This is a genomic window from Microcoleus sp. AT8-B5 (assembly GCF_036705565.1).
Classification (GTDB): Bacteria; Cyanobacteriota; Cyanobacteriia; order Cyanobacteriales; family Microcoleaceae; genus Microcoleus.
In genome coordinates, this window is the sequence record NZ_JAUBUY010000011.1 from 1 (window position 1) to 26,716 (window position 26,716).

18 protein-coding genes are annotated in these 26,716 nt (G+C 44.8%); 8 read left to right on the forward strand and 10 right to left on the reverse strand.

Annotated elements, in window-relative coordinates; genetic code table 11:
- Positions 1-508: 508 nt before the first annotated feature.
- Together QUB39_RS09720 and QUB39_RS09725 are read left to right on the forward strand one after the other, a co-directional pair.
- Complete coding sequence (locus QUB39_RS09720; RefSeq protein ID WP_333056301.1) at positions 509-2,716, forward strand: hypothetical protein; 2,208 nt, start codon at positions 509-511, stop codon at positions 2,714-2,716.
- A 47-nt stretch (positions 2,717-2,763) separates the two neighbouring features.
- Positions 2,764-4,692, forward strand: coding sequence for a DUF3685 domain-containing protein (locus tag QUB39_RS09725; RefSeq protein ID WP_333208740.1), 1,929 nt, complete (start codon positions 2,764-2,766; stop codon positions 4,690-4,692).
- 659 nt (positions 4,693-5,351) lie between these two features.
- Here QUB39_RS09725 and QUB39_RS09730 read toward each other — a convergent pair.
- The 3 genes from QUB39_RS09730 to QUB39_RS09740 form a co-directional block, all read right to left on the reverse strand.
- Entirely contained in the window at positions 5,352-5,768 is a 417-nt protein-coding gene (locus tag QUB39_RS09730) for a hypothetical protein (RefSeq protein WP_333056298.1), read from the reverse strand.
- A gap of 6 nt (positions 5,769-5,774) precedes the next feature.
- On the reverse strand, positions 5,775-6,368 hold the full coding sequence (locus QUB39_RS09735; RefSeq protein ID WP_333056297.1) for a Hint domain-containing protein: 594 nt from the start codon (positions 6,366-6,368) through the stop codon (positions 5,775-5,777).
- 200 nt (positions 6,369-6,568) lie between these two features.
- Positions 6,569-7,156, reverse strand: a complete 588-nt coding sequence (locus tag QUB39_RS09740) for an SMI1/KNR4 family protein (protein WP_333056296.1) — start codon at positions 7,154-7,156, stop codon at positions 6,569-6,571.
- A gap of 380 nt (positions 7,157-7,536) precedes the next feature.
- Between QUB39_RS09740 and QUB39_RS09745 the strand changes: the two genes are divergently transcribed.
- The 3 genes from QUB39_RS09745 (at position 7,537) to QUB39_RS09755 (ending at position 11,462) form a co-directional block, all read left to right on the forward strand.
- On the forward strand, positions 7,537-8,022 hold the full coding sequence (locus QUB39_RS09745) for a CRR6 family NdhI maturation factor (protein WP_333056295.1): 486 nt from the start codon (positions 7,537-7,539) through the stop codon (positions 8,020-8,022).
- A 304-nt stretch (positions 8,023-8,326) separates the two neighbouring features.
- Positions 8,327-9,859 (forward strand): NAD(P)/FAD-dependent oxidoreductase, encoded by a 1,533-nt coding sequence (locus QUB39_RS09750; RefSeq protein WP_333208742.1) that lies wholly within the window; start codon positions 8,327-8,329, stop codon positions 9,857-9,859.
- A gap of 388 nt (positions 9,860-10,247) precedes the next feature.
- Complete coding sequence (locus tag QUB39_RS09755) at positions 10,248-11,462, forward strand: FAD-dependent oxidoreductase (RefSeq protein WP_333056291.1); 1,215 nt, start codon at positions 10,248-10,250, stop codon at positions 11,460-11,462.
- A 146-nt stretch (positions 11,463-11,608) separates the two neighbouring features.
- Here the strand turns inward: QUB39_RS09755 and QUB39_RS09760 are convergent, their stop codons facing one another.
- From QUB39_RS09760 to QUB39_RS09770, 3 genes are all read right to left on the reverse strand, one after another.
- Positions 11,609-12,481 carry a pentapeptide repeat-containing protein gene (locus QUB39_RS09760; protein WP_333056290.1) on the reverse strand — a complete coding sequence of 291 codons (873 nt, stop codon included), beginning with the start codon at positions 12,479-12,481 and terminating at the stop codon, positions 11,609-11,611.
- Positions 12,482-13,764: 1,283 nt separating this feature from the next.
- Positions 13,765-14,442 (reverse strand): 5'/3'-nucleotidase SurE, encoded by a 678-nt coding sequence (surE, locus tag QUB39_RS09765; protein WP_333208745.1) that lies wholly within the window; start codon positions 14,440-14,442, stop codon positions 13,765-13,767.
- Positions 14,443-14,506: 64 nt separating this feature from the next.
- On the reverse strand, positions 14,507-14,632 hold the full coding sequence (locus QUB39_RS09770) for a hypothetical protein (protein WP_333208747.1): 126 nt from the start codon (positions 14,630-14,632) through the stop codon (positions 14,507-14,509).
- 675 nt (positions 14,633-15,307) lie between these two features.
- On the opposite strand from QUB39_RS09770, the gene QUB39_RS09775 reads away from it, so the two are divergent.
- Positions 15,308-20,578, forward strand: coding sequence for an AAA family ATPase (locus QUB39_RS09775; protein ID WP_333208863.1), 5,271 nt, complete (start codon positions 15,308-15,310; stop codon positions 20,576-20,578).
- A 46-nt stretch (positions 20,579-20,624) separates the two neighbouring features.
- Positions 20,625-20,756, forward strand: coding sequence for a hypothetical protein (locus QUB39_RS09780; RefSeq protein WP_333485053.1), 132 nt, complete (start codon positions 20,625-20,627; stop codon positions 20,754-20,756).
- Positions 20,757-20,976: 220 nt separating this feature from the next.
- Here QUB39_RS09780 and QUB39_RS09785 read toward each other — a convergent pair whose 3' ends face one another.
- The 3 genes from QUB39_RS09785 to QUB39_RS09795 all read right to left on the reverse strand — a co-directional run bounded on the left by QUB39_RS09785 (position 20,977) and on the right by QUB39_RS09795 (position 24,990).
- On the reverse strand, positions 20,977-22,272 hold the full coding sequence (locus tag QUB39_RS09785) for a dihydrolipoamide acetyltransferase family protein (RefSeq protein WP_333055090.1): 1,296 nt from the start codon (positions 22,270-22,272) through the stop codon (positions 20,977-20,979).
- A gap of 173 nt (positions 22,273-22,445) precedes the next feature.
- Entirely contained in the window at positions 22,446-22,886 is a 441-nt protein-coding gene (locus QUB39_RS09790) for a YlqD family protein (protein ID WP_333054966.1), read from the reverse strand.
- Between the two features lie 154 nt (positions 22,887-23,040).
- Entirely contained in the window at positions 23,041-24,990 is a 1,950-nt protein-coding gene (locus tag QUB39_RS09795; RefSeq protein ID WP_333208749.1) for a long-chain fatty acid--CoA ligase, read from the reverse strand.
- A 135-nt stretch (positions 24,991-25,125) separates the two neighbouring features.
- Between QUB39_RS09795 and QUB39_RS09800 the strand changes: the two genes are divergently transcribed.
- Positions 25,126-26,121 (forward strand): leucine-rich repeat domain-containing protein, encoded by a 996-nt coding sequence (locus QUB39_RS09800; protein WP_333054968.1) that lies wholly within the window; start codon positions 25,126-25,128, stop codon positions 26,119-26,121.
- A gap of 8 nt (positions 26,122-26,129) precedes the next feature.
- Here the strand turns inward: QUB39_RS09800 and QUB39_RS09805 are convergent, their stop codons facing one another.
- Complete coding sequence (locus QUB39_RS09805; protein ID WP_333054969.1) at positions 26,130-26,432, reverse strand: UPF0175 family protein; 303 nt, start codon at positions 26,430-26,432, stop codon at positions 26,130-26,132.
- Between the last annotated feature and the right edge of the window lie 284 nt (positions 26,433-26,716).

A 26,716-nucleotide genomic window follows, 5' to 3' on the forward strand; every position in this document is an offset into this window, starting at 1 on the left:
CTTAGTTGAATCCCTCCCACAATTCATGTGCAGAGTCAATTCTAAAATCTAAAATCTAAAATCTAAAATCTAAAATTATTGCTGGGCGGTTTAAACTGCTGAGTCTGGTCAGGAAAATTCTGACCCGGATTTAATATGAGAGCTTAGTTGAATCCCTCCCACAATTCATGTGCAGAGTCAATTCTAAAATCTAAAATCTAAAATCTAAAATCTAAAATTGCTAGACTGACGGGCTTTATACTGTTTTTTCTGCTAAACTGCCCCGGAATATGTCAATAAATGTTTGATAACTGGTATGATTTACGTGCTTCGAGAGCATAAAATACTCGGAAGCAACCAGTGGGGCCAGACACAAACCTCACTATAAAACGCCGTAGAGGGAAAGATTGCCAGTACCTTGAAGGAAGTTCTCGATCTCCTTAACAGGAGTCAGAAGCCCACATCACAATCTATAGATTTGATGTAGGAGTGTCACATTCTAGAGCGCATTACAGGACAGGCTGAAGTAATGGCGAGACGACAATCTGACCAATTCCACACACCACCGCAATACAACCCATCCCCTAAACCGACGGCACAGTTCAGTGCAGAGGCGACAGGCGATGCGAGTTCCTTCGTAACGGCTGCGCCGACCGAAGGAAAAAGAACTTTTTGGCAGTGGCAGCTTATCTGGCTGAGTCTCCTGGTGGGATTTGGAGTAACGGGGGCCGCTGCATTTCTGTGGTTGCTGACGATGCCTCCACCGCCCAATTGCCAGCAACTGTCGCCGCTGGCGGCGGACGGAGAGCGACTTTACTGCGCTCAGCAAGCTGCTAAGTCGGGCAAGCTAGAACAGCTAGAATCGGCAATGGCATTGGTGCAGGCTTGGCCGAAAGAACATCCGCTATACTCGCAAGGTCAACATTTGATAGGGGAATGGTCGAAGGCCATTCTGGGATTTGCCAGGGCAAAAATTGAGAGGGGCGATTTGAAAGGTGCTCTGGAGATTGTGGCGAAAATTCCGAAAACCAGTCGGTCTTACCCCGAAGTAGAAGAGGCTGTGACTGCTTGGGAAAAAAATTGGCAGGAGGGCCAAAAACTCTACGATACAGCCCTAGCAGCTTTGAAAAGTGAGGATTTAAGGAAGGCTTGGGATTATGCTCAAGCTTTGTTCAAGCTGGAAAATATTTTCTGGAGTCAGAAGCGTTACAACGAGCTGATAGGGCAGATTTCTTTGGAAAGAAACGGCTGGCAGCGCTTGCAAGAGGCTAGAGATTTGGCGAAGGACGAGACTCCGCAAAAGTTCGCTGAGGCGATCGTCCTAGCTCGAAAAATAGACTCGCAGCTTTTTGCCCGCGCTAAAGCTGAGAAGGAAATTGAGGGCTGGAGCCGGACTTTGCTGGCAATGGCGACTAAGCGGTTGGGGGCGAAAGATTTGCCGGGGGCGATCGAGGCTGCTTCAGTTGTGCCGCAGGATTCCCCGCTGTTTGCGGAAGCTCAAGATTTGATGCAGTTGGGTAGGGCTCAGGCAGTGACGTGGAACCAGTCGATATCAACTCCGCTGCCGCAACACATTTTTAGCTTGCTGGAAGGGAAGGGGGCGGCGAGCCAAATAGCTCCGGGTCGCCCTCTGTATAAGCAAGCTCAAGTTCAAATTGAAAGTTTGCAGGTGCAGTTTCAAGATTTGCTGCGTCTGCAAGTGGCCAGCACGATCGCGAGTTTCGGTCACATAGGGACGTTTGGACTCGCGATCGAGCAAGCGCAAACTATCGGAATCAATCAGCCGCGGCGGATTCACGCTCAAACTTTGGTGGCTGCTTGGCGCCGAGAAATTCAGCGGATAGAAGACCAATCTTTTCTGACTCTGGCGAAGCAGTTGGCAGAAACGCAAACGGTTGAAGGACTCAAGGGCGGCATGGCTCAGTTAGTCCTGGTTGCTCAAAACCGGCCCCGCAGAATAGAAGCGCAAACTCTCTTGGCTGAGTGGACGAAACGCATAGAAGTTATTCAAGATCAGCCTTTTTTGGATGAAGCGATCGCCCTGGCGAAGCAAGGAAAACTTAGTGCTGCTATTGAAAAAGCTTCGGCAATTAAGAGCGGTAGGATTTTGTACGCGAAAGCTCAGGATAATGTCTATCAGTGGGTGAGCGAACTGCAAGTGGCTCAAGACAGACCGATTCTAGATCGCGCTGCGGAATTGGCATCTCAAGGCAGTCTAGGAGCGGCGATCGATACTGCTTCCCAAATCGGTTACGGTAGGGCGCTGTATTCAGAGGCGGCAGGTGCGATCGGGCGCTGGAGTGCTGAACTCAGAGCCAACAGTGCGCCCCCGCCGGAACCCGCTCGCGAGTACGCGCCGGAGCCCGCTCGCGAGTACGCGCCAGCTCCAGCAGAGGAGTACGCGCCAGCTCCAGCAGAGGAGTACGCGCCAGCTCCGCGACAGGAGGAGTACGCGCCAGAGCCAGAACCTTACTATCCGCCTGCGAGAGAGCCGGAACCGGAACCTTACTATCCACCCGCTCCGGAGCCGGAACCTTACTATCCGCCTGCGAGAGAGCCGGAACCGGAACCTTACTATCCACCCGCTCCGGAGCCGGAACCTTACTATCCACCCGCGAGAGAAGAGGCGCCGGCCCCGGCTCCGGAACCGGCTCCTCCGGCTCCAGCTCCAGAACCGGCGCCACCCTCGATTCCTGAATCGGTTGGGCCTCCTGATGCTAATTTGCTCCCGGAGTAATTGGGTTTTCGCGCGATCGCTCTCTAAAATCTCAAAACTAAAATCAAGTGAGTAATTTCCAAGTGCTGACGATCGAAGGCGACCCCATTTTCCGGCTGGGGCTGCGAATCGCTTGCGAGCAGTATCCAGACTTGCAAGTTGTTGCAGAGGTTTCAACCCCAACCGAGGCTTTGCGAGTTCTAGAAACTCGCTCGCTCGACTCTGGAGCAGCCAAGAAGCCCGCAGATTTGGTAATTTTGGCTGTTGAGACCCTAAATTTGCGATCGGGTCAAATAGAGGCGGTGGCATTTTGTCGCCAACTCAAAAGTTTGTACCCCAACCTGCCTCTGTTGCTGCTAGGCGGGCAGCTGACACCGGATCTGTTGGCGGAGTTACAGGCGACGGGCGCGAATGGCTATTGTCCTAAAGGTAGAGATATTTCCCTGACAATCGAAGCTATTCGCGCTGTGGCGTCTGGTTGCACTTATTGGGCGCCGGATGCGAGAGCTAACTCGGAAATAGAACTAAACGCAGCGGTGGTTCAAACAGTAGAAAAATCCGCAGTAATTGTAGATAAAAATGCAGAGAATTCGACAGTTGATACGCCAGTACACAAAAAAATGCTGGCTCATTTGTGCCTCTCTGGACTGCGCGAAATAGATGCAACTTTGGCGGTTGTTCAAGCTGATTTGCAAGAGATCAGATCCGCCGAACCGACAGATTTGCCCTCTATTTTAGATGGGGTTGTACTCAGCGGGCGCCGCAGGGAATTGCTCGCAGCTCGCTGGATAGTCAGTCAGTTATTATTTGAAGGGAAAGGGGAGAAGGCAGAAGGCAGAAAGCAGAGGAAAGAAGGCAGAGGGGAGAAAGAAGAAATTAGAGGCGAGAATTTGTTAAAGAATTCTCAATCGCAATTAGCGAAGTCCCAAGTTTTGGCGGGATCTTTGGTGGTTGCAACTAATTGGCAAGGTAGCTTGTTTGACTCGGCGGCAGCTAAATTGCAGTTTGATTTGGTGAATTTGACTGGCTTGCCTTTGGAAATCGATATTTTGCGATCGCCCAAAAAGCGTGAATTGATGAGTTCCATCCTGCGGAAGTTAAAGGATTTGCTGGAAGAATTGCGCTTTTCGCAAGTGCAGCAAACTCAATTGTCGCAAAAAATGCCTGCTATTTTACGGGATTTGTGGCAGGCGACAATCATAGATTTTTTTGGCAGATACTATACACTGCAAACGGGAGAAAATCTGGTTTTTGATGACAGTCAAACAAGCTTGAAACTGGCAGAAAGTCAAGGGGAAAGCGCTGCTGATATCTTGGCAGGCAGCGCTGTAGAAGTTGTGCCGATGCTGCTGGCAGATGCTGATGTAGTTGCAGCACAAATCCTTGATAAAATACCGATGACAGTTGATTTATTTGCACATTTGCTATTTGAAATTCCTCTAACAGTTGACAATATTTCTTGTGTTGCTGGCAGCCCGGAAGCGATGCAGCGAGCTGAAGCTTTGTTGGAAAATTTGGCAATTCAAGTTGCTAGCGGAGTTGTACAGCCTCTACTAAATAATTTGGCAAATATTGAAGAAATCAAGCAAATTTTTTACGATGGTAAGTTGATTTCGACGCGAGAAATTGAGAGATTTCGGAATGAGTTGTCGTGGAGATATAGCTGGGATAGATATTTTGTGGAACCGAAAGCTATTTTTGAAAGCAGGTTTGGGCTCTTTGTTTTGGGCGATTCGGGAATTAAGAAAATTTCTATTTATGCTCCGAGAAATCTGGAGTTAGCACAGTTGTCTGGGTGGCAGTTAGCCTTGACTTTGCTGCTGGAAACCAGGGATGCGATCGCACCTAGAGTTCGCGCAGTTATTTCGCTGTTGGGTGCTGGCGTTGTTTACGTTTTAACTCAGGTTATAGGGCGGGGAATTGGTTTGATAGGGCGGGGAATTATCCAGGGGATTGGTAATTCTTTGCAGGATAGCAAGTTTGGGAAAAATGGGTAATTATTTACAGGATATTCTAGGTTATAGAGTACACTAAAGCCAGTATATTAACAGGAAAATTAAACTGTACTTCATAAACCCGGAGTTTGGTCGGCATCTTGTAGCTGCAACAAAGCTTCGGTAACGCTCAATTAGGGTTCTCCCCGTTCCCAGGCGTAGACTAAATTAACAGCAGCTTTTACCGGAGTTTTCCCAACATCAGACCAAGTGTCCTTCGAGAGTAAAGCCGAGGTAATGTACTCCGAGGCTGCATTTTCATCTCTCTCTTCAAAGGTGACGAAGCTTGTGGGATAGATGCTTAAAGTTTGGTAGTCTGTGCGGGGTAGTGCTTCAAAGTATTTGCGGATAACAGCGGGAATTTTGGTGTCTTCTAAAGGTTGTGCGCTCAGAGATTCGATGAAGGTGATGGCGTTCGATTGAGCGACGATGTTGATGCCGTCGCGGGGGAGTTTTAAAAGTGCATCGGATTATAAATCTTATGCTTTGAGCTTGTAGATATAGCAATCCTAAATCATTTGTGAATTTCTTACTCCCTCCCCGCGGCTTCGGGGAGGGTTGGGGTGGGTAAAAAATTTATGACTCATTTAGGATTGCGATAGTTAAAATTTGATGCTCTTGGGTAGTTGGTACTGGCGAGTAGAGCAATTACACTAACTAATTTAACCTGTACACGCAAATATTAGGGAATAATTAGGAGGTGCTAATAAAGAATTTCCTCCCACATCGTCTAGGTGAAAATGGTCACCTTTTTTACTATCATGAGGGAAGAAATTTACCAATGACCTACCCAGTATATTAAAAGCAGATTTAGAACCTTCAAAAATCAGACGATTATTAGTGATACAAATTTTAATTAAACTTTTTCCCCCCGGACTTTCCATTGGTAATAACTTTATTGAAATGGCTTCCAAGTTTTCAGGATAAAACTTGGACTTTACTTGCTCTGCATGAATAGTTAAATCTTGACTAATTCCAAGGAAAAGCGTTCCCAGTTTGCTTAGACCGCTTGCCGAATCAGATATTTGTATTTCTGGTTCGTTCCAATTACCATCAAATAAAATATACATAGCTTGCATCCTTATTTAGTAATCTGTTGGCGTAATTGTTGTTGGGTCAATTGGAATATGAGGATCTGCTAAAGCACCCCCTTGAATAACACCGTCAAACTGTGTTTGAAGATTAAGATGCGATCCTAACTGCTGTACATGAGGAGTGTTAGAATTTACATCAAAACCTACACGTCGTGTGACTCTTGTACCCGTAGTATTTGCAAACTCTTGAATTGCTTGAACACCAGTCGGAGTTTCAATGAATCGCGTTGGTACATCGGGTTCCAGAAACTGCTCAGCTCTTTCAAGGGCTTCATCAAGGCTGATTGGATCTCCACCTCCAGCACAAGTATTATGAACCAGCACCCCCAACTCCGAGACAAAGTAAGTCGGGATACCCTCAACATTAAAATTGTCAACCTCAAACGGTCCTTCCCGCTTCTCAACCCGATCGACCTCAACAACCCGACCATCTCCAGTCTGCAACAACGACCCAACAACTAAATCCTTCGCCTCAATCCACCCTTTATCCGGTATCCAGAAAGGATGTTCTCCCGTAGTAGAAATTACCTCCCCATCTGCATAAAGGTCAACCAGCACATGAGTTTCCCGTACAAAAGTCTCCAAAACCTGCCGCGTCTCAATCCCCCGGAAATTTTCTATTTAAGGAGTTCTCAAAAGTTGATTGCATCGCTCTAGTACCATTAGCTCAATCTTAGGTAACATTTCTTGAAGATAGTCATCTTCTTTGCCTGCATAGGGAATCAGTTTGAAATTGGCTTCAATCTTTTGCAAAAAATCTATAATGTTTTCAGGTTTTCGGGCATCTAAATAATTTCATGCCAAAATTCACTATCTGTGGTAGAGCCTACAATTTCAGGAATTTTCATTAATATATCTTTACTATTGTCGCCAGTTCTACTTCGTATGTATATAGTTGCAGCAGCTTGAAAAAAAATAGTAAAATCCGAAGCTATTAATTTAGAGTCTTGATAAGATTGCCATCTAGCATAAGCCATTATTTGTGCAGTCTCAGTGTTTAATAAAATCACGTATCCATCAGAACCTGCTATTAATAAATAGTTATAGGGACGTTCGCCAATTCCCCACCAACGTAAAACAGTTTCTTGCTTTATATTATTTTTGACAAGATATTCTGCATAATTTTCCTTATTACCAAACCAAACTCCACCTAATGTTAGGTTGCCGCAATCATATTGAAGAATAATTTGTTGAAAAGATTCTGGAAGTTTTGTTTTCAAAATAGATTCCACTTGTTTTAAAGTTTCAATATTTATGTTAGATTGCTTTATGATTAAATCACTAAAATCCGATCTAATCTCAGTCGGAATTCCCAGAAAAAGCTGTTTCATTTTTTCTATAATTTCAGGCAATTTAAATAATAAATTTTCCATATCTTGAATATCTTTTTATTTTTATTTGTGGTGAAATGATCCACCTAAACCAATGTGAGTACCTTGGGGAACTGGGATAGCATGAGCACCTAGATCTACATAGGGATCGGTTTTGGTGATTTGTTGATTTATTAATGATTAATAGCAATTTTTTCGGTAATTAGGGGATTTTCCATTGCTGACACATTGATTTTATTGCATTTGCCTTATTCCTTATTTTTTATTCCTTATTCCTCCTTCGTTCTTGCTTCTGCTATAAAATGTTTATGGCTGGTGGTATTATAACTAAATGCTATCCAGTTGACAATCAAGCAATTGGGTCTCTTTCCCCCGGATTCATCGGTAGAAGCAAACTAAAATCTAACATAGGTTGACATTTTATGAGTATTATGATAGCGATAGATGCCGATCGCATAAACAGTTTAGATTTGTCTCCGGTGCGGACTGTGATTGAAAAGTGGCTGGCCGAAGGAGCGATCGCCCAAAACGAACAGCAGCTACAATTTGAAATTGAGTATCCGCGCGAAGACTTAGATCCGCGAGAAATTTCGGAAATTCCCGAAGTGCGGCTGTGGTTTATTCGCTTGGATGCTTGTTATCCTTGGCTGCCATTTTTGCTGGATTGGAAAGCAGGAGAATTGGCGCGCTATGCCGCAATGTTGGTGCCGCACCAGTTTCACCGAACCCAAGGTATTCAGTACAATCCTGAAGCTTTGGAAATGTTTTTGATGAACAAAATTTTTGTGTTGACTGATTGGTTGAATCAGCAGGGAATCCCCAGTAAATCGAAGTTGATGGCGATGTCGCAGATGTTTGGTTATGATTTGGAAGATGCTTTTTTTGATGTGATTGTGCCGCACAAATAAGCGAGCGCGCCTCTAATTAACATACTCCTAATTAGGTAGGCTACTCTATACCTTAAGACTAAGAACAAAGGTATAAACCCGGTTTCTTCCCTTGTGGGGCGGGCTTTCCAGTCCGCCTCCCCAGCTATAAGTTCCATCCACAATAGCTTAATTAATCTTAACAGCAACCGCAATCCGGCTTTAATACAATACTTTACCCAGCGCGCCTCAAAAAATTGTTGCTGGACTTCAGAATTTTCTCAGAATTGAGAGTTAGTTTAAAGAGACAACGATCGCCCGATTCAATCGATCGAGGAAATTTACCATGAAAACAGATTACCTCATCGTCGGCAGTGGTTTATCAGCACTGGTTTTCGGAGCTTTGATGGCAAACTCCGGCAAAACCGTACAAATCCTCGAAGCTCACGAACATCCCGGAGGCTTTGGTCACACCTTTACGATGGCCAAAAAATACACCTTTAATGCCCAATTCCACTACGTTTGGGACTGCGGCGAAGGACATACAGTCAATCGAGTTCTCAAAAAACTCGGTCTCGATCGAGATGTCACCTTTGAACGGTACGATCCGAATGGCTACGACCACATGAGAATGCCTGGGTATGCGCTCGATATTCCCTCAGAACCAGAGGAACTGATCCGCAGATTGTCGGCGCTGTTTCCCGAAGCGGGCGAGAGAATTCGCCAATTCGTCAACGAAGTCGAGAAAACCGGCAACGGACTCAGAAAACTCGCTCCTCCCGTCAAACCAATTGAATTGCTCAAAAATTTCGGGGACGTATTCTGTGCTGTCCAACACCTCAACAGCACGCTTCAGGACGTTTTCGACAAGTTCCAACTCCCGCAAGCCGCCCAAACCCTATTAGCCCTGCAATGGCCGGACTTTTTGCTGCCTCCGAACCAGCTTTCTTTCTATGCTTGGATTGCCTTGTTTAGAGGCTATCAAGAAGGTGCATTTTACCCGACGCAGCATTTTGAATATGTCATCAATTCTTTAGTTAAAGTCATTGAATCCAACGGGGGGAAAGTTCTACTAAACCATGAAGTCACGAATTTTAGGGTGACAAACAGAACAGTAACGGGAGTTGAAGCGATGGATTTGACCACCCATCAAACCCATGAATTCACGGGCGACACCGTAATTTGCAACCTAGACCCGAAAAGAGCGGCGAAGATGATTGGAGAGGAACTGTTCTCTAAAACAGTGCGGCGCAAACTCAACTATGAGTATTCTGCATCTAACTACATGGTGTACTGCGTTGTCAAAGACATCGAGCTCCGAGAGTATGGATTTGGCAAGTGGAATACGTTTCATTCGGAACACTTGGATCTAAATGAAGCCTTTGCTCAAATGTACGAGCAAAATGATTTTTCTCGTCCGAGCTTTGCAATTACAACTCCAACTTTACTGACCCAAGCGCGGCGGGATTGTCCAGAAGATTGTCAAATTGTGGAATTTCTGACTGTTGCTAATTACAGCTATTTTAAACAGCTTTGGGAGAGCGATCGCAAAGCTTACAGACAGAAGAAACAAGAGATTCTGGACTCGATTTTAGATGTAGTTGAAAAACACTATGTTCCGAATTTCCGCAAACACATGGTCTTTCATATTACCGGAAGTCCGACGACTAACGAGCGCTTCTGTTGGTGTCCTAACGGTAATTCCTACGGTTCCAGCCTGACGCCCCGCAACATGGGGGTCGATCGGCTAAATCATGAAACATCCCTCAACAATTTCTATTTCTGCAACGCCTCCTCGGGCTATCCAGGCTTTGCACCGACATTTTGGACGGGGGCGCTGCTTTATCAACGTTTATCCGGCGATGCGATTTTAGGCTAAGCAATGCCAATTAAATAACGGCGATATCTCGTAGGTTGGGTTGAGGCTTTGCGAAACCCAAAATTTGCTGATATCTGTCAGGAAACGGCAATGCCCTGTCCCTCGCCGGCAAGATTTGTAGGGATAGATGATTGCCGTTTCGTACCGATAATATCGGCATTCAATTAATATCTATTCAACTAATCAATAGCGGTACAGTTTGCAGTGTGTACCTACATATAAACCTTAGAGGTAAGTGTTGTAATAGCTATCAAATACAATTCGTCAAAAGAATGCAACCGTAGGCAATATTCCGACCACGAGCTTCATCAATTATTCCCAATTATTTCATCAAAAATCGAAAATACAAAATCCACAATGGTATAACCTATCAATCTAGGAGTGAACTATGAGAATTGCAATTGTTGGGGGCGGAGCGAGCGGTATGGCAGCAGCCTACTGGCTCGATAAACAGGGACATCACGTCACTGTGTTGGAAAGTCAGCCGATTTTAGGCGGACACATTCGGACGCTGAACAAAAATGTTGTACCCAACCAATCGGAGTGCAATGAAATATTAGAAAATGGGGTGCTGGAATTTCCCACTGTGTTTTACAATTTCGTGGCTTTTATGCAGGATCTAGGGGTGCAATTAGAACCCGTGCAGATTGGTTCAGCGCTGTTTTTTAAAGATGGCACTCACTTTTTGTCTGCGGTATCTATCCAAAAGAATTTCACCGGAATCCAACGCCTAATCGAGTATTTGCGACTTGATAGTCTTTACGCTCGTTCGGCGGGATTTATTTTAAAAATGCGGTTTGCTAAACAGCATGATTTCTACGATGTGCCGCTTTCTCAGAGTTTGAAAAGTTCGTGCATCCGCAATTATTGGCTGAAGTTGCTGACGATGTACAGCTACTCGATACCGTTTGAATTGCTCGACAATTTCCCGGCAGAATTAGCGATGCCTGTTTTGCGCGAATATGGCTCTGTCAACTGGGTGAGGATTAAAGGCGGGGTGTATTCTTACATTGAAAAGATTTTGGAGCGATTTAAGGGCGATATACGGCTAAATGTGGAGATTGCCAATATTTTTAGAAGTGCGAATGCTGTAAAAATTGTGCTTTCTGATGGGGAAATCCAGGAATTTGAGAAGGTGGTTTTTGCGATGCCACCAGATCGAGTTCTGAGGTTATTGTCTGATCCGACTGATGCGGAAACGAAGCGGTTTTCCGCGTGGAAAGCCAATTATGCAACGACTGTACTGCATTCGGATACATCGATGTACGATCGCTATGGTATCCGCAAGTTATCAGAATTTGATTTTTTCGAGACGGACAAGGGATGGGGATATAATGCGAGCTTGAATCAGCTTTGCGGTATCTCCTCCCCACGAGAGTACAGTTTAGCTTTTCAACTGCAGGAGTCGATCGCCCAAAAGCAGATTATTCACATTCAGAAACATCACACGCCGCTGTACACTGTCGAGTCTTTTCGATATCGAAATGAAGTTATCGAGACTAATGGCGAGAACAACACTTATCATGCGGGAGCTTATTTGGGGGATGGTTTGCACGAAGGAGCCATTACCTCTGCTTTGCGAGTCGCGAAATTAATCGGGTGAGATCAATTGTGATGCTACAAACTCTCGCAAATATCAGTAAATTTCTTGCCGGTGCAACACTCTCACAAAAGTAATGATGTCGGCATCAAAAGTTAAACCAATGCGAGAGTCGTACACTCGGATGCGAAATTAATTTTTGGCCTTGCCTAAGCTGCGACACCACGTGCTGCAGTTAAGTAGACATCATTGCTCAAAGATGGGGGGATTGTTGATCCGGCTAACTGAGTACCCTCAAAGTTGGTTCCCGTGAAACTTGCGCCGCTCAAGTCGGCTTCGCTCAAGTCTGCATAGCACAGCCTAGCCCAATCAAGGTTTGCCTGCACCAAAGAAACCCCCACCAGATTTGCCCTGGTTAAATCTGCTCCCATCAACTGGACGCCCCGCAACTGAGCCCCGCTGAGATTGGCAGCTAACAAGTTCGAGCCTTCCAGGTTTACCCCGTTTAGTTTGGCTTCACTCAGGTTGACGCCATTGAGATCCGTCCTGCTCAGGTCGATGCCATTGATATAAGCTTTGCTGAGATAGATGCCTGTTAGTTGAGCGCCAAAAAGCTTTGCACCGCTGAGTTTTGCCCCTCCGCAGTTTGCCCAGTTGAGGTTGGCTCCCGTGAGGTTGGCGCCTCGCAGGTTGATGAATTGCATGTCGGCTGTACACAAATTGGCGTTCCAGAGGATGGCGATCCGCAGGTTGCTACCGATGAGTTGGGCGCCACTCAACTTTGCCCTGGGCAGTTTTGCTTTGACGAGGAAAGCTCCGCTGAGATTGGCTTTTGTCAGCTCTGCATCGGCTAGTCTGGCTTGACCCATTTTGGCAAAACTCAGATTTGCCCTGTAAAGGTTTGCGTCGTTGAGTTCTGCTTTGGTGAGATGCGCCCGACTCAGGTTAGCTCCCGACAGGTTAGCCCTTGAAAGGTTGACGCCAACTAACATAGCTCCGCTGAGGTTTGCTCCGCTGAGGTTTGCGTCAGCAAAGTCTCTGTTTCCATTTTCGTATTCTTTGAGCAGCTCGGTTACTTCCATACGGGTCACATTCCTTATAGCGGAAATTAATCTAGAAATAAACACTCTTTATAAGTATTTTATCTCAAAAGGAGCGGACTGGATCGCACTTTCTTGAAAGCGGACAATTAACTTTATATTTATACATATACTTGGTGCTTTTTCCCTAGTCCCGATCGTTTTGAGGTCATAACCTGAAACCCTTGATTTACTTAGCCTCTAGTGTGCTTGGGCAAGGGTTGCGATCGTACTGAGATCCGTGAAACCATTATTCTCAGTAGGTAAGCCATCAAACCCTGTCCGAAGTGTTAATCAATAGTTAAAATCAATATTCTTATTGTCCACTGTGGCTAACAGCTTTTTTTAAACGGAGACGGCAAATTTGTTGTTGTTTTTGCGCCCGGTGTCGCGAAGGCTGGCATGGTCATAGCTCCATATTTTATCTACTGTCATTCGATTTTAGATTTTAGATTTTAGATTTTGGATTGACTTGCGCGAGATCAATTCGGGGGCGTGAGGATTTTAGATTTTAGATTTTGGATTGATTCCACGGATAAATCACGTGGCGGGTACCACATGAAGAAATTCGCTTGTCATTTTTCAGGAAAATTAGATGTGGAACAACAGCTTAATCAGCCCGAATTTTTCTCGGTAGTCTCGCAGCAGTTCTGCTCGTGCTTTTCAATATTTCCTTTAGTCGATCGGGTGAAAAGTAATTTCAGAAATTGTACTTCTAAGGAATTTATCGATATGCCTAACGGTAGAGGGGATTCGTTCAAGACCTAGCGGATAATATAGTGCAGATGGTACAAAACTAACAGCGAGTAATATCTGTATAGAATCACCCCCTCTACTGGCAGTTAGGCAAATGTGTCAATCTATGTTATGCTGAGTCAAAATTGAGGAAGAATCATGTCAAAAGAAAGAAAAAGCAACAAAGAAGTCAAAAAGCCAAAGAAACAACCTGATGGTGTTGCTAAGCCGAAGGATGACAAAAAAAATTATGGTAGCACGGACGGCCGCAAGTAGAGATAGCGGCCACTCTCGGAATTGCGATTAATTTTGTGTAATTGTCATTACTATCGATTTTTAACAGATTTAAATATCCTATTTTGGGATAATCCGAAAACAGGTTTATTATATCTAGGGAATATGCAGTGCTAAACCCAAAGTATAATGAAATCTGTTTTTAGCCATGAATATCAAACATTCTGTCGCCGATCGAATTTAACACCATTTTTTTAGACTTGGTTGAAAAAAAAGATAGTTCGATCGCCCAATCCCATCAAATCCCATCAAATCTATCACAGCGATATCTCAGTCACCGCAATATTACCCTCAAAACACACGTCAACATCAGTCCCCGCCGCTCGATCGCGCGATCCATACTCTCCCGCATAATAAAAGTATTCTCCCTCCATCCGGTAAACCACTGGCAGCGGCTGCGTCGAAGGCTGGCAAAACACAATTTCCGGTTCCGCACTTCCGGGCGCTAAATGCGGCAAATTCACATTCCAGAAACACCCCGACTTGGGTTCCCGGTTGAGCAAATCTGCTAACACCCGCGATGTCCAGCGAGTAGCGACATCCCAGTCAATTTCGAGCGGCCTTTTAATCCGGTGGGAAATTGCGATGCCCGGAATACCGTGCATCGCTGCTTCGCGCACAGCCGCCACCGTACCCGAAATATAAACGTCAACCCCCAAATTGCCGCCCGCGTTAATACCCGAAAGCACCAAATCCGGCTTCGCACAAACGTGATGAAGAGCGATACGGACACAATCGGCCGGTGTTCCCCCTACAGCATATTCCACGGACGATCGCCGATCGACATGAATCGGACTGTGGGCTGTCACCTGATGCCCGCAGCCGGACAATTGGCCTTGGGGAGCAACCATAATTGTTTTGCCCTTTACTGCTTGCAAAAGTGCTTGAATGCCGGGAGCATCGATGCCGTCGTCGTTGGTTAAAATTATCGTCATTAAAAATGTGTCGGTTTTATAGAACCGATTTGAGAGCGCAGAGGCTGGCAACCTTCTGGTAGTTCTAGCCTAAATTGGTTGTTGATTGGTGGCGATCGTCAGTAAGCTGTTCGGCATTTAAAGGACTTGCGTAAGGTGCGTCAGCATCTAAGGTTTTCCGTTTCAGCGTAAGGGTTCGCGAATGACGCACCCTACTAGCCTCGTTACTGGTTTAAATGCTCCACAGCTTATGAGCATTGCCACACATTTATATCATCGCATTAATTGAACAATTGCCCCAGAAATGTGGCGCGCCACATTTTAGCCGAGTCGCACCTTGATATGACAGCTAAAGCGACTTGTTACGCTTGCCCCAGTGCAGCATTCATGACATCAGTGTCGATGCAAACATCAATTAATCACATAATTTTTTCCTCGGCTCTCCCCGATGCTTTGTCTTAAAAGTAGCAGATGATACTAAGTATCTGAGACTGAACGTTGAAACTCTCGATCGTGCTAAATTCTTAGCTTGCGTTATCACCATAAGTACGAGAGAGCCGATAATAAGTTAATGTCGATTCCAATTGCGCTTTGACGTAGGGGAGGAGAGAATAAATATCAAATTTTTATCAAAGATAGTATCTAAGTTACTGTCCTCATTTCCCCTTCATAAATCAAATACTTATCTACACTGTTACCATTATTACATTGTAACTCAGGAGAGCCAGATGAACGAACCCACTCAAAGCAATACCAAAGCAGGCTGTCCCCCAGTTCCTCAGTCGATTATGAGCGCCAGTCGGGAAGAACTAGATCGCATCGATTTAGAATAGTTAATGAAAAGGGTAAGGTTAAAAAAACGATCATTCTTTCAGGATACGAAATTATAGAAAATATTTACGAAGGAGTCAGAACCGTTGTTTATCGAGGGATAAGAAATCGGGATCGACAGCTTGTCATCGTTAAAATAATAAAAAATGATTATCCTAGCCTTGAACAAATCACCAATTTAAGGCAAGAATTTATAATCACTCAAAATTTAGAGTGTGAAGGAATTGTCAAAACTTACAAGTTAGAGAATTATCAGAATAGTTTAGCGCTGATATTAGAAGATTTTGGGGGTCTATCCCTTTATCATTTTATGGCAGCCAATAACCTGTCAATAACCGAGTGGCTGAGGGTAGCGATCGCTCTATCCGAAACTTTGATCTATCTCCATCAAGTACCGATCATTCACAAAGACATTAAGCCCTCAAATATCATTATCAATCCAGCGACAGGAAAAGTAAAACTGACTGACTTTAGTATTTCATCGCGCTTGGAATTGAAAAACCAAAGCATTAGCAATCCCAACTTGCTAGAAGGGACTCTCGCTTATATGTCACCCGAACAAACGGGAAGGATGAATCGCGCAATTGACTACCGCACGGATTTCTATTCTTTGGGAGTGACTTTCTATGAAATGCTGACCAACCAGTTGCCATTTAGTACCACCGATCCGATGGAGTTGGTTTACTGTCATATTGCCAAACAACCCGTCCCACCTAAAGAGGTAGCAGAAATTCCTCAAGCGGTTTCAGATATTGTGATGAAACTGTTAGCAAAAAATGCGGAAGACCGATATCAAAGTGCGGCGGGATTAAAATTTGACCTGGAAACTTGTTTGCAGCAATTGCAGACAACTGGAAAGATTGAAAATTTTGCCATCGGTCAACGCGATCGCGGCAACCAATTACTCATTCCCCAGAAACTTTATGGTAGAGAAACCGAAGTCCAAATTCTTCTAGATGCCTTTGGACGAGTCAGCCTCGGTGCCACCGAGATGATGTTAGTTTCCGGTTATTCCGGGATTGGTAAAACTTCAATCGTCAATGAAGTTCATAAACCAATTGTAGCAGCTAGGGGATATTTTATTGCGGGTAAGTTTGACCAGTTTAAGCGCAACATTCCCTATGCGGCGTTAATCCAAGCATTTCAAGAATTAGTTCGTCAGCTATTAACAGAAATTTCCGAACACATTGCTATTTGGAAAGAAAACTTATTAAAGTCGCTAGATAATAACGGTCAAGTTATTATTGATGTTATCCCCGAAGTCGAACTAATTATCGGTAAACAGCCTGAAGTTCCTCAACTGGGTTCATCGGAATCCCAAAACAGATTTAATCGGGTCTTTCAACAATTTATTCGCGTTTTTTGTCAACCCGAACACCCGCTAGTCATATTCCTAGACGATTTACAGTGGGCAGATTCGGCATCTCTAAAGTTAATTCAACTCTTAGTCACTGACCCAGATAGCAAATATTTGTTAACGATTGGAGCTTATCGAGATAACGAAGTCAGTCCCGTTCATCCTTTAATTCAGACAATAGAAAAAATTCAAGAAACTGAAACGGCGGTGAATAATATCACCATTCAGGCGCTGGCTTTGGATAGCGTCAACCAATTAATCGCCGACACTCTCGATGCCAGCGTAAATTCAGACAAAATCAAAGTTTTTTCCGAGTTACTTTTTAATAAAACCCAAGGCAATCCGTTTTTCTTAACGCAGCTACTCAAAACCCTGTACTCGGAAAATCTGCTGGTTTATCAAGTAGATACAGACCGCTGGGAGTGGGATATTCAACAAATACAGGCGATTGGTATCGCAGATTTCAATATTGTTGAACTGGTTGGTCGCAATATTCGCAAACTCCCTGAAAAAAACCAGAAATCATTAAAATTAGCGGCTTGCATCGGCAACCAATTTAACTTAGAAGTTTTATCAATTGTCAATGAAGAATCAAACTTAGCGACGGCTGCTCATTTGTGGGAGGCAATGCAAGCGGGTTTGATTCTGCCGCTGTCTGAAAATTACAAAATTCCTCTAGTCTTTGCCCAGGAAGAGTTGGCATCTATACGCGATATCAAAGTTGACTACAAATTTTTGCACGATCGCGTGCAGCAAGCAGCCTATTCTTTGATTCCAGAATCGGAGAAAAAAGCCACTCACCTGAAAATTGGTCAACTACTGCTGAATAATACAACAGAGCAAGAGCGAAAAGATAATATTTTTGCTCTGGTTAACCAACTGAATTTTGGCACAGATTTGCTAACTAATCAGTCAGAAAAAGATGAGTTAGCCCAATTAAACCTGATTGCTGGACAGAAAGCAAAGGCAGCTACTGCCTATGAAGCCCCTGTTAATTATTTGAATGTAGGTATAGAACTCCTGAGTCAAGATAGCTGGGAAAGTAGATACGATGTGACATTTAATTTTTATCGGGAAGCGGCGGAAGCCGAATATCTCAATGCCAATTTAGAACGTGCGGAAATTTTGTGCGATCGCACTCTCAAAAAAGCCAAAACAATCCTCGAACAAGTCAACTTATACGCACTGAAAATTAGGCTTAACCTCGCTAAAAACCAGAACAATTCTGCGGTAGATACCGGACTGCAAGTTCTAGAAATGCTGGGAGTGACCATATCTCAATCACCGCCGCAAGAACTCAATATTGAGGAGTTAGCTAACCTGGCAGAAATGACCGATCCCTACAAGCTGGCGACTATGCAGTTTTTAGTTCTTATATTCGCACCTGCTTGCTTTGCAGAAAGCCCGCTATCGCTACCAATTCTATATACTATGATCGAACTTTCTCGTCAGTATGGGAATTCGCCACAGTGTACTTTTGCATATTCCATTTACGGAATATTCGTGTCTTGGCTCATACCAGATATAGATTTGGCCTATCAACTTGGTGAACTTTCTTTACAAGTATTAGAGCAGTTAGATGCCAAAGAGTTTCGTTCTAAAATATTGGTTAATGTTTCGATCGGTATTACGCACTTCAAAAAGCATACTAGGGAAACTCTAGAACCCCTTCGTCAAGCAATTAATAGCGGCTTAGAATTTGGAGATATAGAATATGCTTGTCATGCTGCTGATTACTACTGCGCTCATCTGTTTTTTAAGGGCGAGCATCTAGACTACGTGCAAGAACAACAAAAACACTATATTGATTTTGCCGATAACTTGTCCCAAGAACACCAGTTATATTTACTCAAAATCCTCGGTCAATTAGTAGAAAATTTAAGGGGGATGACAGATAATAAACTGCTTTTGATTGGCAGCATATTAAATGAGGAAGAAGCTATCTCTTATTTAAGAGAAGTAAAAAATTTTATGTGCTTATTCAGGGTTTATTATGCGAAAACTGTAGTTTGCTATTTATTTAAGCAATATGAAGAAGCTCTAGAATTTGCTAGGGAAGGGTTGAAATATTCAATTTACGTTCAATCAAATATTAGCTTTATTGAACATAGCTTTTACTATTGTCTGATTCTTTTAGCCCATTTTGAAGCAATTTCAGGAGAGGAAGAAAAGAAACAAAAATACCTTATTCAAGTCGAAGAAACTCAGAAAAGTATAAAAAATTGGGCGTTCCATTGCCCAATGAATCACCAGCATAAGTATGACTTAGTAGAGGCCGAAAAAGCCCGCGTCTTAGGGCAATCTTTCTCAGCAATGGAATATTACGACCTAGCGATAGATGGAGCCAAGGAAAATGGATACGTCCAGCACGAAGCCCTCGCCAATGAACTAGCAGCAGAATTCTATTTAGCATTAGGTCGTCAGAAAGTAGCGCGTACCTACATGATAGACGCTTACTATGCTTATATTCGCTGGGGAGCAAAGGCAAAAGTTAAAGATTTAGAAGAGCGCCATGCTGAATTACTCGCACCTATCGTCGGTAGGAAAAATAGCCTGACGAGTGGAAGAGACGAAACGATGGTTCAGAGCAGAACCACTGTCACTTCTACCAGTTCAGGTGCTGCAAACGAGCTGGATTTATCAACAATTATCAAAGCCTCCCAAGCGCTCTCAGGGGAAGTTAATTTAGATAAGTTACTCTCGAACTTGATGCAAGTCTTGCTGGAAAACGCGGGAGCAGAAAAGTTTTATTTTATCATACCTGACCCAGCAGGTAAGTGGACAATTGAAGCTCAATGTACGGGTGAACGATGTCAATTAATATCCAAGTCAGCGACTGAAAGTCAAGAGATTCCTATCTCCCTGGTTAATTATGTAGAACGCACGCAAGAAACTGTTGCGATCGATGATGCAACGAATAAAAGCAGGTTTGCCTCTGACCCGTATATTATTCAGCAGCGACCTAAATCTATTTTGTGTAGCCCCCTGATCAATCAAGGTAAGTTGGTAGGCATCTTATACCTAGAAAATAATTTAACAGCGGGGGCTTTTACGCGCGATCGCTTAGAAGTCCTCAACATCATTTCCGCCCAAGCTGCGATCTCCATCGAAAATGCCCGCCTCTATCAAACTTTAGAAGATAAAGTGCAACAACGCACCGCCCAACTCGCCCAAGCAAACCAGGAAATTAGCAGCCTCAATAACAAACTTAAAGCCGAAAACATCCGCCTCAGTGCTGAGTTAGAAGTCACCAAACGACTGCAACAAATGATCTTGCCCAAACAATCAGAACTAGATAAAATTAAAGGATTAGAAATAGCTGGATATATGGAACCTGCCGATGAAGTGGGTGGCGACTACTACGACGTACTAACCCAAAAAGATCGGGTAAAAATTACCATCGGCGATGTTACGGGACATGGTTTAGAAAGTGGCGTATTAATGATTATGGCGCAAACCGCCGTCCGCACTCTCCAAAAAATGAACGAAACCGATCCGGTGAAGTTTCTTGATGTGTTAAACCGCACCCTTTATGCCAATATCGAGCGCATCGACTCATCTAAAAACATGACCTTGGTTTTGTTAGATTATCAAGATAGTAACTTTACCATCAGCGGTCAACATGAAGAAATAATTGTAGTCCGTACTGATGGTAACATCGAACGGATCGATACAATCGAACTCGGCTTCCCTCTGGGATTAGAGGAAGATATTGCTGATTTTGTTTCCCAAGTTCAAGTGCATCTTAATCCAGGGGATGTAGTAGTGCTTTACACAGATGGAATTACCGAAGCTGTAAATATAAATAAAGTGTATTACGGCATAGAAAGATTGTGCCAAGTGACCAAAGAAAATCGCCACAAAACGGCTGAAGAAATTCGACAAGCAGTAATTGATCATCTGCTGCAACATATTGACAAACATAAAGTTTTTGACGACATTACGTTGGTAGTCCTAAAACAGAAATAACGCAAGTTTGTAATTGGTAATTAGTAATTGGTAATTGGTAAATTGTTTGAGCGTCCGACGATCGAAACCGACTTCACGCCCAACAATTTGGGAAATGGTGCGCGGACTCAGGAAGGTGCGATCGAAAGCTGAGCGCTACGTCTGTGCTAAGTTGGGCGATCGGGCGAATTGGTATTAGAGCTAATCGCAGGTTGAACAGACAAAACTTGCACTTTCATCGTCTTAATGAGTAATATCAAATCCGTTGGTATCGGAATTATTCATCTCTCTCTTCTCTGACTCTGTGTCCTCTGCGGTCTCTGCGGTTAAATCATTCCAAAATTAGACATCTCATTAAAAGCTAAGTCTAAATCCCCCTTTCCTGCCAATAACAGTAAAAGGGAGATTTAGGACGATCGCTAAAGCGTCAAAGACTGAGGATTTGTCTCAATCAACTTCGCTAAATCTTGCAAGAAAGACGCAGCATCAGCACCGTAAATAATCCGGTGATCGCAAGTAATATTCACCTGCATTTGGCGCTTCACTCCCATCAAACCATCTTCATTAGCCACTACTTGCGGCCGCGAAGAGCCGATCGCCAAAATCGAGCCTTGATTCGGCGGCAAAATCGCGTCAAACTTGTCTACTCCAAACATTCCCAAATTGGAAAGAGTAAAAGTCCCCGTGCTGTATTCATCAGGCTTTAACTGCTTGGTGCGGGCGCGATCGACTAAATCCTTCCAAGTGCGGGAGAGCGAATAAATATCGAGGCGATCGGCATTTTGCAACACCGGCGTAATCAAACCACCGCCATCCATCGCCACCGCTACCGCCACATTAATATCAGCGCGGTATTGAATTCCCGACTCCACATAAGAAGCATTCAGCAGAGGATGTTTTTGTAAAGTTACAGCTACAGCCTTCGCCAGCATAGCCGTCATCGTGACGCCCTTCGACTTAATTTGTTTGTAGAGTTTGTCCAGATTATCAGTAGTAATTGTGTAACCGACGCGGAAAGAAGGCACGCTCAAACTTGCTTCCATATTCCGCACCACCGCATTTTGCAGCGCATTCATCGGTACTTTTTGGCCCGAAAGTGCGATCGCCGGGACTGGTGCGGGTGCGGGTTTGGCTGCTGCGGGGGCGGGTGCTGCAGATGCCGGTGCGGGTGCTGCGGGAACTGTTACCGCTTGCTGAACCGGAGCTGGTTGAGCTTTGCCGGCTGCTGCTTCCACATCCTCTGCGACAATGCGACCGTTGGGCCCGCTGCCTTTGATAGAATTCAAATCTACTTTAAACTCTTTGGCTAATTTGCGAGCGCGGGGAGAAACGACGCTGCGGCCGTTTTGGCGACTAACATTTTGCTGTAAACCTGCTGAGGATGTAGCTGCGCTGACAGGAGCGGGGCTGGGAGCCGGGGCTGCGGCTGCGGTTGGGGCGGCGGCTCCTTGCTGCTGAGCTGTGGCGATTTCGGCTTCCGTTTCTGCTACCAGGGCGATTGCCGCCCCCACCGGAGCAACTTCGCCCGCAGGTACGATAATTATTGCTAAATAGCCTTCGTAGAAAGACTCCACGTCCATGTCGGCTTTGTCGGATTCAACGACTACCACCGTTTCGCCTTTTTCTACTTTGTCTCCGGCGGATTTGACCCAGGAAACAATTTTGCCCTCTGTCATGGTAGAACTCAGGGCTGGCATGAAAACTTCGCGAATCATCTGTAAAAAGTCCTTTTGTGTTGGTAATAGGTAATCGGTATTTGGCAATTGAGCATTGGCGATCGGCCACCGGCAATACTTATTATTATGCCAGTGTCTCGCATTCTTGATGTGTGACTGTTGACTCAAAATCAATTGCCAATTACCGATCGCCAATTACCACTTACCAATTTCTAAATATCACCTCGAATTTCTTCGACTATGCCGTCGCGGAGGAGAATTTCTACTTGCATTTTTTGAATCAAGTTTTCTCCCAGCCCGACAGTGAACGTGCCGTCAATTTGACCTTGACTCACTTCTTGTTCCAGGTCTAGCACCTGCACTTGCTGAAGCTGTTGCAGGTTTTGGTTTTTCTGTTCTAGCAGTTCGCTTTTTCTTTGATTCACCTGCACTTGAATGTTTTCTATTTGCTGCATTACTTGCGGGCCTGGGGGCTGCAAATTTGACTTTTGGATTTCTGAAATCATCCGCTGCCCTTGCATTTCTAACTGTTGTAGCTGAGAGTCTATTTGGTTGATTTGGGCTTGGAGTTGCTGTTGAGCTTCTTCTTTCCAGCGAGGAGTAACGACGACTTTAACGTTAATCGATCGCTTCAAGAGTAATTGTGGTTCCATAAAAAAGTTGTTGCTTGTCAATTAGGAATTAGGCATTAGTCATGAGTCATTAGTTGGTAAACCTGAACTAATGGCCCAGGACTGAGGACTCGGAATCGGGACTCGGGTGTTGGGATAATTTTTTCTTTTCCATTCCCCAAGTCCAGCGAATATTTCAAAACATCCCGTCAATCATATCGCGGTAGTGTTGCGTCACAACCGGGCGCTTAATTTTCAGGGTCTGGGTCAACATTCCATTCTCGATCGAAAATGGCTCCTGAATCAAGCGGAACGGGCCGATGCGATCGTCCGCGCGGTATCCAGGGCGATTTTGCACCTCTCGGTTCAATTCTTTGCGAAATAAATCTTGAATTGTCTTGCTATTCCAGTCAATTTCGTGTAAGGGGGGATTTTGAGTTTCTGCCCATTTCTGCACGGCTTCTGCATTGGGGACAATTAAGGCGCCGACGGATTTCTGGTCTTGACCTACTAGCATAATTTGGTCGATGTAGGGGCTGCGGACGCAGGCGTCTTCTATGGGCTGGGGTTCGATGTTTTCGCCGTTGGTGAGGACGATCGTATCTTTGGCCCGCCCGGTCAAGATTAAGTCGTTTCCCGGTGTCAGCCAGCCCAAATCCCCGGTGTCGAACCAGCCTTCGGAGTCGATCGCCTTGGCAGTCGCTTGGGGATTAAGATAATAACCTGCCATGATTTGCGGCCCGCGCGCCAATACTAAGCCGCGCTGGCCTGTGGGCAGTTGCTGTCTGGTTTCTGGGTCTACTATTTTAATTTCCGTATGGGCAATGGGCTGTCCTGCGGAACCTTTAAGATTGTGCCAAGGGCGGCGCACAGTTAAAACCGGCGAAGTTTCGGTTAAACCGTATCCCACCAACAAACCGATATTCGCTATTTCAAAGAAATTGTCTAAATGCGTTGCCAAAGAACCGCCGCCGCTAATTGCCCATTTTAAGCGTCCTCCCGTAGCTTCCCTGACTTTTTTGTAAACCAATTTTTCTGCCAGGCCGTGTACGGGCGACCACAGAATGCTTTTGATGCGGGCGATTAGTTTTTCGGAAGCAGAAGCCGGTTTCAAACTGAGAGTTAATCCTTGGGAAATGCGGCGGTTCTCGATGTATTGCTGGCTGGCAGATAACAGGAAATTCACCAATTTTTGTTTGTTAGGCGGCTGTTCCCGAAATTGCTTTTGTACGGCCTCATAAATCGATTCCCAGATGCGCGGAACGCTGACCATGTACTGGGGTTTGTAAGTTTTAAAGTCTTGTTTGAAATAGCGAATATTGGTGTAAATTTGCGTGCATCCTTGGGAAAGCAGGAAGTATTCGACGCTGCGTTCGTAAGCGTGCCAACTGGGCAACATACTGAGGGCGCATTCGCCCGGTTCTGGCTGGAGAACTGTACCTAAAGTGGTGACTTGGTGCAGCAGGTTGCCGTGAGTCAGCATGACGCCTTTGGGTTTGCCGGTGGTGCCGCTGGTGTAGAGGAGGGTGGCGAGGGTTTGCTGGCTGTGGTTGGTGGGTTTGAGGGGACGGTTGGCCCCTGTGGTCATGACTTGGGAAAATTTGACTGTGCTCAGGGTTTGGCTGATTTCCGGTTCTTCGTCCGAGAGGAGGACGATGAGTTGAACGGGCAAATCTGGGAGGCGGTGTTGCAGTTTTTTCAGTAATGCCAGGTTTTCGACTACCAAGGCACTGCTGCCGCTGTCTTGGATGATGTACAGGAGTTCTTCGGGGTCGGCGGTGGCGCCTCGAACGGCGTTGGCGCCCCCGGCCATCATGATACCTTGGTCGGCTATCAGCCAGCGGGGACTGTTGTCTGCGAAGACGGCGACGCGGGGAGGGACTGCTTCTTCGGGATTTGGTTCGATGCCTAGGGCTTGGAGGCCGGCGGCGAATTGCTGGATTTGTTGGTACAGGTCGGTGTAGGTCAGCTTGATTTCTGGCTGGGTGTGGGGGTCGTGGAGGGCGACGGTTTGACCGAATTTTTGTTTGACGATCGCCCAAATTTCGGGTATCGATCGAATGGAACTGTAATCGATTAGCTTGCTGAGGTTCGCGCGTTCGCGATCTGCCATTTGAGATGATGCGTAAGATGCTGTGCTGTTCATAAGGTATTTTCCTGAGTTTGTGCAGATAAAGTTATTGGCTATAAGTTTAATATCACAGTTATTTTAGAACTATCTGGCAGTCTCGTGACAGTTTACCAACGTGCCATTGTCTATTCAGGAAATTAGAGGTACAAGATGATGAAACTTATAGTTGCACAGAAACACATAAATTTAGCAAGTTTGATAGTAGTTGCTTTGAGTGCGATCGTAGCATTATCTGGAACTAGCCTCGGAGTGAAGGCCGCAGAAGTGCGATCGGGAAACAGAACGTTTGCTGATTGGTGTCGCGAAAAAGCTTCCTTGAGTCCTGAAGTTAAACATACAGTAGAAGTGCTGTTGGAGAAAGCAGGAGCCACTGAGTGCGATGAAGCTAATCAGAAACTTTCGAGTCTCGCAAACCTCAGCCTCGAAAACAATAAAATCAGCGACATCAAACCCCTAGCATCCTTGACTAACCTGAGTGTACTATCCCTCGACAACAATCAAATTATAGACATTAAACCGCTAGCATCCTTGACTAACCTGAAAGGGCTGAGCTTGAACGACAATCAAATTATAGACATCAAACCGCTAGCATCCTTGACTAACCTGACTGAGATCCTCCTCAGCGACAATAAAATCAGCGACATCAAACCGCTAGAATCTTTGACTAATCTAACTTGGCTGTTCCTCAGCGACAATCAAATTATAGACATCAAACCGCTAGAATCCTTGACTAACCTGACTGTTCTCGGTCTCAAAAACAATCAAATCAAAGATATCAAACCGCTAGAATCATTGACTAAACTGACTAGGCTGTTCCTCAGCGACAATGAAATCAGCGACATCAAACCGCTAGAATCCTTGACTAACCTGACTGTTCTCGGTCTCAACACCAATAAAATCAGCGAGATCAAACCCTTACAATCCTTGACTAAACTGGATTATCTCGATCTCGACAACAATAAAATCAGCGACATCAAACCCTTACAATTATTGACTAAATTGACTAAACTACACCTCATAAATAATCAAATCAGTGACATTAAATCTTTGCAATTTTTGACAGAATTGCGTGCTTTATATCTCAACGAAAATCCAATTTATCCCAAAACTTGTCCTCTCAAGCCAGAGTCTATCTGTAAGTGGTAACTCTAGAATTAAATGCTAAAACTTTCCCACAGTTCGGAAATAGGGTGTAATTTGCCTTCTTTAATTTGCTGGAGGGAGTTACAGAGGCTGGCTAAGACGAGTTCGGCAGGATCGTCATCGGGATCTGCGGGCGGGGGGACAATATGGCGACTGATTAATAGTTGGTAGAAGTCGTCCACAGACATTACAGCGAGTTGAGCGGCTTTATCGAGACTGAGGCTGTGCTGCTGATAAAGTACGATCGCCAATTCTATCCTCACATCGGCTTCAGTCAGGGGGAGATTGTCGGGAAGGTCGATCGTAATTTGCATGATTTATAGTACATTTTAATTTCAATTGTCTCTGAAGTGCGATCTTACAGATTCATTAAACTTTGATTCATTGTTTCTGCCTGTTCCTAACTTTTACAGCTATTGTGCAAAAGGCATTTGGGAAGTCGCAATGAGTAACGTGCAGGCTGCTCAATTACTAGCAGTTGCCTTGACTGAGCACAACTCAGGTGAAGCGGCATGAAATAGGGTGAATTCAACAACAGATGATAGGGCTAAGATGTGCCGAAAAGTACCCTTCCTCCCATCCCCAAAAGAATTTAACT

Coding starts and splice junctions, on each gene's coding strand:
- QUB39_RS09785 (WP_333055090.1), bottom strand. CDS start 22,272: ATGATTCGCGAAGTTTTCATGCCAGCCCTGAGTTCTACCATGACAGAG.
- surE (WP_333208745.1), bottom strand. CDS start 14,442: ATGACGATAATTTTAACCAACGACGACGGCATCGATGCTCCCGGCATT.
- QUB39_RS09750 (WP_333208742.1), top strand. CDS start 8,327: ATGAAAACAGATTACCTCATCGTCGGCAGTGGTTTATCAGCACTGGTT.
- QUB39_RS09730 (WP_333056298.1), bottom strand. CDS start 5,768: ATGCAAGCTATGTATATTTTATTTGATGGTAATTGGAACGAACCAGAA.
- QUB39_RS09790 (WP_333054966.1), bottom strand. CDS start 22,886: ATGGAACCACAATTACTCTTGAAGCGATCGATTAACGTTAAAGTCGTC.
- QUB39_RS09720 (WP_333056301.1), top strand. CDS start 509: ATGGCGAGACGACAATCTGACCAATTCCACACACCACCGCAATACAAC.
- QUB39_RS09805 (WP_333054969.1), bottom strand. CDS start 26,432: ATGCAAATTACGATCGACCTTCCCGACAATCTCCCCCTGACTGAAGCC.
- QUB39_RS09760 (WP_333056290.1), bottom strand. CDS start 12,481: ATGGAAGTAACCGAGCTGCTCAAAGAATACGAAAATGGAAACAGAGAC.
- QUB39_RS09800 (WP_333054968.1), top strand. CDS start 25,126: ATGATGAAACTTATAGTTGCACAGAAACACATAAATTTAGCAAGTTTG.
- QUB39_RS09745 (WP_333056295.1), top strand. CDS start 7,537: ATGAGTATTATGATAGCGATAGATGCCGATCGCATAAACAGTTTAGAT.
- QUB39_RS09755 (WP_333056291.1), top strand. CDS start 10,248: ATGAGAATTGCAATTGTTGGGGGCGGAGCGAGCGGTATGGCAGCAGCC.
- QUB39_RS09740 (WP_333056296.1), bottom strand. CDS start 7,156: ATGGAAAATTTATTATTTAAATTGCCTGAAATTATAGAAAAAATGAAA.
- QUB39_RS09795 (WP_333208749.1), bottom strand. CDS start 24,990: ATGAACAGCACAGCATCTTACGCATCATCTCAAATGGCAGATCGCGAA.